The sequence below is a fragment of the Streptomyces sp. GC420 genome (assembly GCF_009916105.1).
Taxonomy (GTDB): Bacteria; Actinomycetota; Actinomycetes; order Streptomycetales; family Streptomycetaceae; genus Streptomyces.
Genome location: NZ_JAAAXQ010000279.1, coordinates 1 through 11,301, shown reverse-complemented (window position 1 = coordinate 11,301; position 11,301 = coordinate 1). Strand labels below are relative to the sequence as shown.

The 11,301-nt window shown below is 72.5% G+C and carries 10 protein-coding genes; 7 read left to right on the top strand and 3 right to left on the bottom strand.

Going from position 1 to position 11,301, the window contains the following annotated elements:
- Positions 1 to 289: 289 nt before the first annotated feature.
- Positions 290 to 784, bottom strand: coding sequence for a GNAT family N-acetyltransferase (locus tag GUY61_RS27495; RefSeq protein WP_166632947.1), 495 nt, complete (start codon positions 782 to 784; stop codon positions 290 to 292).
- Between the two features lie 64 nt (positions 785 to 848).
- On the opposite strand from GUY61_RS27495, the gene GUY61_RS27490 reads away from it, so the two are divergent.
- Together GUY61_RS27490 and GUY61_RS27485 are read left to right on the top strand one after the other, a co-directional pair.
- A complete protein-coding gene (locus tag GUY61_RS27490; RefSeq protein ID WP_166632946.1) occupies positions 849 to 1,643 on the top strand; it encodes an exodeoxyribonuclease III in 795 nt (264 codons plus the stop codon).
- A gap of 124 nt (positions 1,644 to 1,767) precedes the next feature.
- Positions 1,768 to 2,082 carry a hypothetical protein gene (locus tag GUY61_RS27485; RefSeq protein WP_166632945.1) on the top strand — a complete coding sequence of 105 codons (315 nt, stop codon included), beginning with the start codon at positions 1,768 to 1,770 and terminating at the stop codon, positions 2,080 to 2,082.
- 48 nt (positions 2,083 to 2,130) lie between these two features.
- Here GUY61_RS27485 and GUY61_RS27480 read toward each other — a convergent pair whose 3' ends face one another.
- Positions 2,131 to 2,772 carry a MerR family transcriptional regulator gene (locus tag GUY61_RS27480; RefSeq protein ID WP_166632949.1) on the bottom strand — a complete coding sequence of 214 codons (642 nt, stop codon included), beginning with the start codon at positions 2,770 to 2,772 and terminating at the stop codon, positions 2,131 to 2,133.
- Positions 2,773 to 2,973: 201 nt separating this feature from the next.
- Between GUY61_RS27480 and GUY61_RS27475 the strand changes: the two genes are divergently transcribed.
- From GUY61_RS27475 to GUY61_RS27460, 4 genes are read left to right on the top strand one after another with little or no spacing between them, the layout of a single operon-like run.
- Positions 2,974 to 4,548 (top strand): NAD(P)/FAD-dependent oxidoreductase, encoded by a 1,575-nt coding sequence (locus GUY61_RS27475; RefSeq protein WP_166632944.1) that lies wholly within the window; start codon positions 2,974 to 2,976, stop codon positions 4,546 to 4,548.
- Positions 4,545 to 5,594, top strand: a complete 1,050-nt coding sequence (locus GUY61_RS27470) for an alpha/beta fold hydrolase (RefSeq protein WP_166632943.1) — start codon at positions 4,545 to 4,547, stop codon at positions 5,592 to 5,594. The genes GUY61_RS27475 and GUY61_RS27470 overlap by 4 nt, the downstream gene beginning before the upstream one ends.
- Positions 5,591 to 6,472, top strand: a complete 882-nt coding sequence (locus tag GUY61_RS27465; RefSeq protein ID WP_166632942.1) for an SDR family oxidoreductase — start codon at positions 5,591 to 5,593, stop codon at positions 6,470 to 6,472. Before GUY61_RS27470 ends, GUY61_RS27465 begins: the two co-directional genes overlap by 4 nt.
- A 34-nt stretch (positions 6,473 to 6,506) precedes the next feature.
- Positions 6,507 to 6,803, top strand: coding sequence for a hypothetical protein (locus tag GUY61_RS27460; protein ID WP_166632941.1), 297 nt, complete (start codon positions 6,507 to 6,509; stop codon positions 6,801 to 6,803).
- A 142-nt stretch (positions 6,804 to 6,945) separates the two neighbouring features.
- Here the strand turns inward: GUY61_RS27460 and GUY61_RS27455 are convergent, their stop codons facing one another.
- Positions 6,946 to 10,182 (bottom strand): S41 family peptidase, encoded by a 3,237-nt coding sequence (locus GUY61_RS27455; RefSeq protein WP_166632948.1) that lies wholly within the window; start codon positions 10,180 to 10,182, stop codon positions 6,946 to 6,948.
- Between the two features lie 455 nt (positions 10,183 to 10,637).
- On the opposite strand from GUY61_RS27455, the gene GUY61_RS27450 reads away from it, so the two are divergent.
- Positions 10,638 to 11,225 (top strand): TetR/AcrR family transcriptional regulator, encoded by a 588-nt coding sequence (locus tag GUY61_RS27450; protein WP_166632940.1) that lies wholly within the window; start codon positions 10,638 to 10,640, stop codon positions 11,223 to 11,225.
- The last annotated feature ends 76 nt before the right edge of the window (positions 11,226 to 11,301 follow it).

Genomic DNA, 11,301 nt, shown 5'->3' with positions numbered 1-11,301 from the left:
GGAGAGCGAGCGGCACCGTGCAGGAAGTGGGGGACGGCGCTGGCCGATGACCGAGCAGGTGTTCCTCGACGTCACGGACGCGGCGAAGGACCGGAGGGAGGAGGAGGCGGCGTCGCAGTGAGCGTCCGCGCTCCTCGCTCCGGTGCGGCGCTGCCGCCGGCCCGGGTGCCGGGTACGGCGGTCACCTGTCCGCTCCGCACCCGTCCTGCCCGAGCCGTACCCGCACGGGTACCCGTACCCGTACCCGTACCGGTACCGGTGCGGGTACGGGTACGCCTCGCGACCAGCGTCACAGGGAGCGCGGCACCGTGAGGGGCTTGGCGTAGCACCGGCTGCTCTCGTACTCCCGGTAGTAGCCGAACTTCTCCGTGGGCAGGTAGCCGCTGGACTCGTACAGGGCGATGGCCTCGGGCTGCGCGGTACCGGTCTCCAGCACCATCCGGCTCCGGCCGGCAGCCCGTGCCCGCTCCTCCAGCTCGGCCAGGATGCGCCGGGCCAGGCCGAGGCCGCGGGCCTGCGGGACGACGTACATCCGCTTGAGCTCGGCGTCTCCGTCGGCGTATCCCTCGTCGTTGCGCTCCTGCGAGCGCCAGCCGCCGGTCGCGACCGGGCGGTCGAGCCGGTCGTAGGCGATGAGGAAGATTCCGTGCGGCGGGTCGAAGTGCTCGGGGGCGAGCGGCGTGAGGTCGCCCTCGTCGCCGTAGCGCCGCGCGTATTCGAGCTGCACCTCGTCGTTGAGCTTGACGGCGTCGGGGTGGTCGAAGCGGACGTTCCGGATATTCATGCGTACCAATGTACTTCTATGCGGCGATGCGGGGAGGTGAATTTCTGGCCTATAAAGTGCCCTGGTGCTCACTGTGACCACCGTGAATGTAAACGGGCTGCGCGCCGCGGCCAAAAAGGGCTTCGTGGAATGGCTCTCCGCCACCTCCGCCGACGTGCTGTGCCTCCAGGAAGTCAGAGCGGAACCCGCCCAGCTGCCCGAGGCGGTACGGGAGCCCGAGGGCTGGCACACCGTTCATGTCCCGGCCGCCGCGAAGGGCCGTGCGGGCGTGGCCGTCTACACGCGCCGGGCGCCCGAGGGCGTCAGGACCGGCTTCGGTTCGAGCGAGTTCGACGGCAGCGGGCGGTACGTCGAGGTCGACCTGCCCGGTGTCACGGTCGCCAGCCTCTACCTGCCCTCGGGCGAGGTCGGCACGGAGCGGCAGGACGAGAAGGAACGCTTCATGGGCGAGTTCCTGGCGTACCTGAAGGAGCTGAAGGAGCGCGCCGCCGCCGGTGGCCGTGAGGTCGTCGTCTGCGGCGACTGGAACATCGCGCACCAGGAGGCCGACCTCAAGAACTGGCGCGCCAACCGCAGGAACGCGGGTTTCCTCCCGGAGGAGCGCGCCTGGCTGACGAGGGTCTACGAGGACGCGGGGTACGTCGACGTCGTTCGCGCCCTGCATCCGGACACCGAGGGCCCGTACTCCTGGTGGTCGTACCGGGGCCGGGCGTTCGACAACGACAGCGGCTGGCGCATCGACCTCCAGGTCGCCACGCCGGGCCTCGCGGAGCGCGCGGTCAAGGGCTGGGTCGAGCGGGCGGCCGCGCACGAGGAGCGCTGGTCGGACCATGCGCCGGTGACCGTCACCTACGGCTGACGGAACCCCTCGAGGGAACCGCTGACCGCTGACCGCTGACCGCGAAGACCCGGAGCCGTCTCCGCACGCGCTCCCGGCGCCTGACGCCCCTGAGGCGCCTGCCGCGCTCCCGCGCGCCAGAACCGTGCTGGCCACCGCCGGCGCCGTGCTCGTCACCCTGACGGTGGCCGCCGAGCTGGGGGCCCGCGGCCTGATCCACCACCGCGTCGCCTCGGCCGCCGCCAAGCGGCTGGGCACCGACCCCGATGTCGAGACTGGCGGCCTGTCCGCGCTCGCGGGGCTGGTCGGCAGGCACCTGCCGTATGTGGAGCTGAGCGCCGAGGACGCCGTGATCGGCAAGGTGCGGGGCGCGGCGCCCGTTCCGGGCCCCGCACGGGCCCGGCGGCCGGGGCGAAGGACCGGCCGTGAGGTGCGGGCCTCGCCGCCCAGCCGGCCGTGAGGTGCGGGCGTCGCCGCCCAGCCTGCCGTGTGGCGCGGGCGCCGCCGCTCAGCCGCCCGCGCCGGGCTCGTCCCCCGGGCGGTTCAGGCGGCGGTCGAGGGCCATGGAGAGTTCCGCCTCCATCACGCTCTTCGCGAGCGGGCGCAGTCGCTCGACGTCCTTGTCCGGGGCGTGGGCGCGGACCAGGGAGGCGAAGATGCCGGCCACGGCCTCGGCGTGTTTCCGGACGCGGATGCCCGCCTCGAAGACGGCGGCGAGCGGCACGCCCTCCTGGACGAGTGCGGCGGAGATGTCGAGGAGCCTCCGGCTGATGTGGACCAGATGGTCACCGTCGACGGCCACGTAGCCGAGGTCGAGGGCGGCGGCGAGGTTCTCCGGGGTTACCTCGCCGTGGAATCGGTCGGCGAGTTCCTCGGGCGTGAGGCGGACCGGGGTCTCCTCCGAGGGGGCGCCGAGGCCGAGGAGGTCGCCGACCTCGCGGCCGTTCTCGAAGGCCTCGGCGAGTTCGGCGATGCCGCTGAGGGTGTGGCCGCGTTCAAGGAGGGCGCCTATGGTGCGCAAACGGGCGAGGTGGTGGTCGTTGTACCAGGCGATGCGGCCCTCGCGGCGGGGCGGCGGGATCAGCTTGCGCTCGCGGTAGAAGCGAAGAGTGCGCACCGAGATGCCGGCCTCCTTGGCCAGCTCCGCCATGCGGTATTCGCGGATCTCCTCGTGACCCCGGTCCCGGTCCTCGTCCTGGTCCCGACCTCGGTCCTGTGCGTCTGCCACGTCCGGAAGCCTATGTCGTACCGACAGTAACTTGCTCGTGCGCGCCCCCTACCCATGGGTACGAAGCTGCTCTACTCTCCCCATCGTGCCAGTGAACGCTGGCAGAGTTGCGGAGGTGGATCTATGGCCGAGCGCGTCGAGCACGTACGGGTGGCCGTCGTCGGATCGGGATTCGGTGGCCTCGGTGCCGCGGTCCGGCTGCGCAGGGAAGGTATCACCGACTTCGTGGTTCTGGAGCGGGCCGGTTCGGTGGGCGGCACCTGGCGGGACAACAGCTACCCCGGCTGCGCCTGCGACGTGCCCTCCCACCTCTACTCCTTCTCGTTCGCGCCCAACCCGGACTGGCCGCGCACCTTCTCCGGCCAGGAGCACATCCGCGCCTATCTGGAGCGGGTGGCCGACACCTTCGGGCTGCGGCCGCACCTGCGGCTGAACCACGAAGTGCTGATGATGCGCTGGGACACCGGCGAGCTGCGCTGGGACATCGAGACTTCGCAGGGCAGGTTCACCGCCGACGTCGTCGTCTCCGCCACCGGACCGCTGTCCGACCCCAAGATCCCCGACATCCCGGGGATCGCCGATTTCCCCGGGAAGGTCTTCCACTCCGCCCGCTGGGACCACGACTACGACCTGGCCGGCAAGCGCGTCGCCGTCATCGGCACCGGAGCCTCCGCCATCCAGATCGTGCCCGCCATCCAGCCCGAGGTGGGCAGGCTGACCCTGTTCCAGCGGACCCCGGCGTGGGTGATGCGGCGCATGGACCGGCCCATCACCGCGGCCGAGCGCTGGCTGCACCGGACGCTGCCGGCCACCACGACCGTGCGCCGCGGTCTGCTGTGGGGCATCCGGGAGCTCCAGGTCGGCGCCTTCGTCAAGCATCCCGGTGAGCTCGGCCTGGTCGAGAAACTGGCCAAGGCCAACATCAACAAACACATCAAGGACCCCGCGCTGCGGGCGAGGCTGACGCCCTCCTACCGCATCGGCTGCAAGCGGATCCTGCTGTCCAACGCCTACTACCCGGCCCTGGCCCGGCCCAACGTGGACCTCGTCGCCTCCGGCCTCGCCGAGGTGCGCGGCTCGACGCTGGTCGCCTCCGACGGTACGGAGACGGAGGTGGACGCCATCATCTTCAGCACCGGCTTCCACGTCACCGACATGCCGATCGCCGAGCGGGTGGTGGGCGCCGGGGGGCAGACCCTCGCCGAGGCGTGGAAGGACGGCATGGCGGCCCTGCGCGGCGCCTCCGCCGCCGGGTTCCCCAACTGGATGACGATCATCGGGCCCAACACCGGCCTCGGGAACTCCTCGATGATCCTGATGATCGAGTCCCAGCTGAACTACATGGCCGACTTCATGCGGCAGCTGGACGTGCTGGGCGGCCGGGCCGCGCTCGACGCCCGCCCCGCGGCCGTCGAGCGCTGGACCGACCACATCCAGCGGCGGATGCGGCGCACGGTCTGGAACACGGGTGGCTGCGACAGCTGGTACCTGGACGCCAACGGGCGCAACACCACCGTATGGCCCGGTACGACGGGCGAGTTCCGCAAGGAGACGCGGCGGGTCGACCTCGCCGAGTACGAACTGCTGCGGCCACCGGGGACGGTGGGCAGCCCCGCACGCGCCGCGGTGCCCGCGGAGATGCCCGCACAGGTGCCCGCCGCCCGTACGAACCAGGACGCCGAGGAGACAGCCCGATGAGCCGACTGACCCACGTGACCTCGGGGCCCTACGCCCCGCCCGCCCCGGCACGGGAGCTGAGCGCCGTCTCCGCGGACGGCTCGCGGCTGCACGTCGAGGTGCACGGCCCCGAGGGCGCGCCGGCCGTGGTCCTCGTCCACGGCTGGACCTGCTCCACGGCCTTCTGGGCCCGGCAGGTCACCGAACTCGCCGCCGGCCACCGGGTCGTCGTCTACGACCAGCGCGGGCACGGGCGCAGCCCCGCGCCCGCGGGGCCCGCCGGGTACAGCACCGAGGCGCTCGCCGACGACCTGGACACCGTGCTGGCCGCCACCCTCGAGCCCGGCGAACGGGCGGTGATCGCCGGGCACTCGATGGGCGGGATGACGCTGATGGCGGCGGCGGAACGGGCCGGGGTGCGGGAGCACGCCGCCGCCGTCCTGCTGTGCAGCACCGGCAGTTCACGGCTGGTGGCCGAGTCGACGGTGGTGCCGCTGCGCGCGGGGCGGGTGCGGACGCGTGTCACGGGCGCGATTCTCAGCTCGCGCGCCCCGCTGGGGCCGGTCACGCCCCTCGGCAAGAAGATCCTGAAGTACGCCACGATGGCGCCCGGCTCCTCGCCCGAGCAGGTCGAGGCGTGTGCCCGCATCGTGCACGCCTGCCCGCGCATGGTCAGGTACGGCTGGTCGCGGGTCCTCGCGGAGCTGGAACTGGCCCGGAACGTCGGCAAGCTGACCATGCCGGCCGCGGTGCTCTGCGGGACGGCGGACCGGCTGACACCCCCGGTGCTCGCCCGCGAGATCGCCGAGGCGCTGCCCGACTGCGTGGGCCTCACCGAGCTCGCCGGCATCGGGCACATGACCCCGGTGGAGGCGCCGGACGCGGTCACGGCCGAGATCCGGCGGCTGGTCGGCGCGTACGTCGCCGCCGCCCCGGCCGCCGCCTCCCGTACGGCCGGGGAAGGCGCGACGACCGTGAAGACCACCCGAACCGCACGGACCACGAACATCTCGGAAGCCACGGAAGCCACGGAAGCCACGGAAGCCAGGGAAGAGGACGTCGTATGAGCAGGGTCTCCCTCGACGGGAAGGTCGCGGTCGTCACCGGAGCCGCGCGCGGGGTGGGCGAACTGCTCGCCCGCAAACTGTCGGCCCGCGGCGTCCGCGTGGCGCTGGTCGGCCTCGAACCGGGTGAGCTGAAGCGGGTCTCGGAGCGGCTGCACACCGAGAGCCGGCACTGGTACGCGGACGTCACCGACCACGAGGCGCTGGCGGTGGTCGCCGAGCAGGTGAAGGAGCACTTCGGGCGCGTCGACATCGTGGTCGCCAACGCCGGTGTGGCCAGCGGCGGTCCGTTCACCGGCTCGGACCCCGAGGCCTGGCGGCGGGTCATCGAGGTCAACCTGATCGGCAGCGCGGTCACGGCCCGTGCCTTTCTGCCCCACCTCGTCGAGTCGCGCGGCTATCTGCTCCAGATCGCCTCGCTCGCGGCCCTCACCCCGGCGCCGATGATGAGCGCGTACTGCGCCTCGAAGTCCGGTGTGGAGGCGTACGCGCACAGCCTGCGGGCCGAACTCGCCCACAAGGGCGTCGGCGTGGGGGTCGGCTACCTCTCCTGGACCGACACGGACATGGTGCGCGGCGCCGATCAGGACGACGTGATGAGGGAGTTGCGGCAGCGGCTGCCCTGGCCGACCAACCGCACCTATCCGCTGGGCCCGGCCGTGGACCGGATCGTGGACGGCATAGAACGGCGCTCCCCGCACGTGTACGCGCAGTGGTGGCTGCGCGGCATGCAGTCCGTGCGCGGCTATCTGCCCGGCATGATCGCGACGTTGGGGAAGCGTGACATGCGGCGCTTCGAACCCCGCCTGGCCGGTGTGCGGAAGGGCCTCGTGGGGGCGGGCGGCGCCGCCGACGAGCAGGAACGCGCGGGCAGTCACTGACCGTTACTGATCGAAATGCGTGGAATGTGGCCGCATGCCAGTCTGGTCGAGCCCCATCCCGTCACCCAACGAGGAGTGGACCAGCATGGGTATGAAGGACCAGTTCCAGGACGCGGCCGACGACCTGCGGCGCCAGGGCAAGCAGAAGGCGCAGGAGGCCCGCGACAAGAGTCGGCAGGGCGGTCGGCAGAGCGGCAGGCCGGAGCAGCAGCGCGCCGGCCGCCCGCAGGGCGAGCGGCACGAGACGGAGGCCGAGCGCCGGGCGCGGATGGACGAGCAGGACGCCCGTGACGCCCAGGAGGCGCGCGAGCGTTACGAGGACACCATCTGACCGTGCGTCCTTGCCGGCGCCCTGACCGGCGTCAGCGACGTACCCCCGTGCACCGAAGGGCACAACCGGCAGCCAACCCCGGATGTGCCCTTCGGTCATGCTCCCGGGGGCGGACCTCGAAGTCCGCCGCTCCTTCGGCCCGTCAGCTGCCGCCCCGCGGCGGCAGTTTGGGGCGGCGGAGGTCGGGGACGGCGGAGTAGTCGGGCGGCACGGAAGCCGGCCGCCGCTCCAGGAGTTCGAGGGCGAGGTGGACCGCGTCGTCGAGCACGGCGTAGCGGCCCTCGGCCCAGTCGAGGGGAGTGCGCTCGACCTCGTAGTCGGGCTCGACGCCGTGGTTCTCGATGCCCCAGCCGTACTCGTCGAACCAGGCGGCGTTCATCGGGACCGTGATCACCGTGCCGTCGGCGAGGCGGTGGCGGCCGGTCATGCCGACGACGCCGCCCCAGGTGCGGAGGCCGACGACCGGTCCGAGGCCGAGCAGCCGGAACGCCGCGGTGATCATGTCTCCGTCGGAGGAGGTCGCCTCGTCGGCGAGGGCGACGACCGGGCCGCGGGGCGCGTTGGAGGCGTAGCTGACGGGCTGGGCGTTGCGGGTCAGGTCCCAGCCGAGGATCTTGCGGGTCAGTTTCTCCACGACGAGTTCGCTGATGTGCCCGCCCGCGTTGCCGCGCACGTCGACGATCAGGGCGGGCCGGGACATCTCCATCCGCAGGTCGCGGTTGAACTGGGCCCAGCCGGAGCCGCCCATGTCGGGGATGTGCAGGTAGCCGCAGCGGCCTCCGCTCAACTCCCGTACGACGTCGCGGCGTTTGGCGACCCAGTCCTGGTAGCGCAGTGGCCGGTCGTCGATGAGCGGGACCACGGCGACGCGGCGGGCGTGGCCCTCGCCCCCTTCCTGGAGGAACGTCAGCTCGACCGTGGTGCCCCCGGACCCGGCGAGCAGCGGGTAGGGGCCGGTGACCGGGTCCACGGGGCGGCCGTCGACATGGGTGAGGACGGCGCCTTCTCTGATGCCCGTACCGGCCAGCGGTGAACGGGCCTTGGAGTCGGACGAGTCGCCGGGCAGGATCCGCCGCACCGTCCAGGCGCCGTCGCGCGGGACGAGGTTGGCGCCGAGCAGCCCCTGGGCGCGCTGGTAGTGCGCCGGTCCCTCGTTGCGGCGGGCCGCGGTGACGTAGGCGTGCGAGGTGCCCAGTTCGCCCAGCACCTCCCGGAGCAGGTCCGCGAACTCGTCGGGGGAGGCGACCCGTTCGACGAGCGGACGGTACTGGTCGAGTACGCCGTCCCAGTCGATGCCGCACATGTCCGGCTCCCAGAAGTAGGAGCGGATGATGCGGCCCGCCTCGTCGTAGGCGCCCCGCCATTCGGCGGCCGGGTCGACATGGTGGAGGATTCGCCGCAGGTCCAGATAGACCGTCGAGTCGCTGTCGCCCCGTTCGGTGGCCGGGACGGCCCGCAGTTCGCCCTCGTCGACGACGACCAGCCGGGTGCCGTCGCCGCTTACCGCGAACCAGTCCAGGTGCTCGACGAGTTCGGTCTTCTTCGCCTTGGTGATGTCGAAGTATTCGAGGGTGGGACGGCCCGAGGTGTCGGCGGGGTTGGCGAAGGTCTCGCCGAGCGCGCCGGAGATGGGCCAGCGCAGCCAGACCAGTCCGCCGCCGTGCACCGGGCGCAGCGCGGAGTACTTCGACGCGGTGACGGGGAACGGCGTCACCCGGCTCTCCAGCCCCTCCACCTCGACGGTGACGGTGCCGTCGCTCTGCTCCGCGCCGTCCTCCGCCTCCGGGTCCAGTCCGCCGGCGGCCGGCCGTCCGTCCGGCAGCAGCGCGAACGGGGAGGGGGTCGCGGAGGACAGGGGCACCAGATAGGGGCGGCAGCCCAGCGGGAAGGACAGGTCCCCGGTGTGCACGTCGTACACGGGGTCGAAGCCGCGCCAGGACAGGAAGGCGAGGTAGCGGCCGTCCGCGGTGAAGACCGGGTTCTCGTCCTCGAAACGGCCGTTGGTGACATCGACGATCGTGTGGCCGCCGGATCCGCCGATGCGGGCCAGTTTGATCTGGCGCAGCGACCTGCCGACGCCGGGGTGGGACCAGGTGAGCCAGGCGGAGTCGGGGGAGAACGCCACATCGTTCACGGGCCCGTTGACGGACCGGACGAGCTCGGTGACCTCGCCCTCGCCGTCCTCGGTGGCGTCGACGAGCAGCAGCCTTCCGTCGTGGGAGGCGACGGCCAGCCGTTCGCCGTCGGGCGACGAGACCAGCTCGTGCACCCGGCCGAGCCGGCCCGCCGCCAGTCGGCGCGGCGGGCTGTCGCCGGTGGCCCGCGGCAGGTACGCGATCTCGATGGCGTCCTCGCCCTCGGCGTCCGTGACGTACGCGGTCTGCCCGGTGGCTCCCAGCATCTCCGGGAGCCTGACCCGGACACCGGGGGTGTCGGTGATGGTGCGGGCCGGGCCGTCCCGGTGGGTCAGCCAGTACAGGCTGCCGCGCACGGAGACGGCGCTGGCGCGGCCCGTCGCGTCCACGGAGAGCGCGCCCACGTGGCTGCCCGCGGGCACCTGGTAGGGGCGCCGCCCGGCGCGCGGGCCGCCGAGCCTGACGGCGAGGCGGCGCGGCACGGAGTCCGGGGCGAGCGAGTCGACCAGCCACAGCTCGCCGGCGCACTGGTAGACGACCCGGTGGCCGTCGCTGGAGGCGTGCCGGGCGTAGAAGTCGTCGTGGTCGGTGTGCCGGCGCAGGTCGGAGCCGTCGGGGAGGCAGGAGTAGAGGTTGCCGATGCCCTCGTGGTCGGAGAGGAAGGCGATCCGGTCGCCGACGAACATGGGGCAGTCCAGGTGCCCTTCGAGGTCGGGCAGCAGCCGGGTGCCGTGCAGCCACAGCCGGCCGGTGGCGCCGCCGCGGTAGCGCTTCCAGGCGGCGGGCTCGTGGGGCGGCTTGCCGGTGAGCAGGAGGGTGCGCCGCTCGGTTCCGGAGGAACCCTCGTGGTCGGCGACGGCGATGTCGGAGACCGGCCCCCAGGGGAGCTTGCCGCCGGGGCTGCCGTCGGTGGGGACGCTGTAGGCCCAGGAGAAGTAGGAGAACGGCTGGCCGTGGGAGGCCACCGCGAGGATGTTGCCGTCCGGCGTCCAGCCGCAGACCCGGGTGTCGACGGCCCCCCAGTAGGTCAGCCTGCGGACAGGGCCCCCGTCGACGGGCGCGAGATGGATCTCGGGGTCCAGGCTGCGCCAGTTCGTATAGGCGATGTGCCGGCCGTCGGGCGAGAAGCGCGGGTGCCCGAGCCGGGTCCGGTCGACGGTCAGCCGCCAGGCCCGGGCGGGGTCGTGCCCCTCGGGGGCCAGCGGGGCGACCCACAGGTCGTCCTCGGCGGTGAAGCAGAGCAGTTCGCCGTGGAGATGGGGGAACCGGAGATAGGCCGCGTCGGCGCCGGCCCGGTCGGTGCTCGCCGGGTCGGTGCTCGCCCGATCGTCGGCGGGCGCCCGATCGTCGGCGGTCGTGGGGCCAGTGGTCGTCGTGCGGCCGGTGGTCGACTTCTCGCGTACTTCGCTGGCATCGCTCACTCCCCAATGCTTTCCGCGTGGGTGGGCCGCGGCAACTCGGTTGGCGGAACGGATCGCGACCGTGACCGGCGGCTCGCGGAGGGTGACCCGCGGCCGGGGCCGCGCCGGGGGCCCGCAGGCGGGCAGCCATGGCCGGAACAGGTGTCCGGAACCGGTGTCCGGCACCGGGTGACCCAGGACACGTACGAAACGGTTTCGTTTCCATAGAACCTCGGTTAGCCTTCAGGCGTCGGAAGTGTACGAAACAGTTTCGTTCGGAAGGGGTAGGCTCCGTGGTCATGGAAGCTCCCACCCGCCGCAGCAGGATCACGCCCGAGCGTGAGGCCGAGCTGTACGGGGCCGTGCTCGACCTGCTGCGCGAGGTCGGGTACGAGGCACTCACCATGGACGCCGTCGCGGCCCGCACCCGGTCCAGCAAGGCCACCCTCTACCGCCAGTGGGGGAGCAAGGCCGAGCTCGTCGTCCGCACGCTGCGGCACCACAAACCGGGCGGCAGCGTCACCGAGATCGACACCGGCTCGCTGCGCGGCGATCTGTACCGGATGGTGGCGCACACGGACGAGGCCGAGATGGAGAAGAACTCGGCGCTCATGCGGGGGCTGGTCCACGCGGCCCACGACAACCCCGAGCTGATGCGGGCCTTCCGGGACCTGCTGATCGACCCCGAGCTCAACGGACTCAACGAGATGCTGCGGCGGGCCGTCGCCCGCGGCGAGGTCGGCGCGGACCGGCCCGCCCTGGCGTTCGTCCCCCACATGCTGGTCGGCGCCTTCGTGGCGTGCGAGCTGGTGGAAGGACGGGTGCTGACTCAGGCGTTCATGCGCGGCTACCTGGAAGCCGTGGTGTTCCCCTCGCTCGGCATCTGAGCCCGCCGGGGCGTCCCCGCCCCGCCGGCGCACCCGGCGCATCCGGTGCACTTCCGCGTCCCCGCGCGGCCCGGCG

Coding starts and splice junctions, on each gene's coding strand:
- GUY61_RS27495 (WP_166632947.1), bottom strand. CDS start 784: ATGAATATCCGGAACGTCCGCTTCGACCACCCCGACGCCGTCAAGCTC.
- GUY61_RS27480 (WP_166632949.1), bottom strand. CDS start 2,772: ATGGCGGAGCTGGCCAAGGAGGCCGGCATCTCGGTGCGCACTCTTCGC.
- GUY61_RS27475 (WP_166632944.1), top strand. CDS start 2,974: ATGGCCGAGCGCGTCGAGCACGTACGGGTGGCCGTCGTCGGATCGGGA.
- GUY61_RS27470 (WP_166632943.1), top strand. CDS start 4,545: ATGAGCCGACTGACCCACGTGACCTCGGGGCCCTACGCCCCGCCCGCC.
- GUY61_RS27465 (WP_166632942.1), top strand. CDS start 5,591: ATGAGCAGGGTCTCCCTCGACGGGAAGGTCGCGGTCGTCACCGGAGCC.
- GUY61_RS27460 (WP_166632941.1), top strand. CDS start 6,507: ATGCCAGTCTGGTCGAGCCCCATCCCGTCACCCAACGAGGAGTGGACC.
- GUY61_RS27450 (WP_166632940.1), top strand. CDS start 10,638: ATGGAAGCTCCCACCCGCCGCAGCAGGATCACGCCCGAGCGTGAGGCC.